Here is a 310-nt window from a genome sequence, read left to right as displayed (position 1 = left end):
ACCGTGCAATCCGTGTCCCTGGACAGCTATGAAGCCCTCGTCAAAACGGCGGATGCAGCAGGAGTACAGGCATGACGAGCTCCCATACCGTCGATGAGGCCCGCCTCAGCATCATGCTGAACGACCTGCGGCTGCCAACCATCAAGATTCTCTGGCCGCAATTCGCCGAACAGGCTGACCGGGAGGGCTGGCCTGCCGCCCGCTTCCTAGCCGCGATTGCGGAGCACGAACTGGCCGAACGCGCCCACCGCAGGATCGCCCGCCATCTTGCCGAAGCGCACCTGCCGCCCGGCAAGACGATGGACAGCTT

At 64.2% G+C, this 310-nt stretch carries 1 protein-coding gene; it reads left to right on the top strand.

Annotated elements, in window-relative coordinates; genetic code table 11:
- Positions 1 to 71: 71 nt before the first annotated feature.
- Positions 72 to 310: ATP-binding protein (locus C6W91_RS21385; RefSeq protein WP_370571638.1), on the top strand; the 239-nt coding region annotated here is incomplete at its 3' end.

It is taken from the genome of Phaeobacter sp. SYSU ZJ3003, from assembly GCF_041300735.1.
Classification (GTDB): domain Bacteria; phylum Pseudomonadota; class Alphaproteobacteria; order Rhodobacterales; family Rhodobacteraceae; genus Phycobacter; species Phycobacter gallaeciensis_A.
The sequence above is the reverse complement of the archived record's forward strand: the minus strand, read 5'-3'. Positions and strand labels throughout refer to the sequence as shown.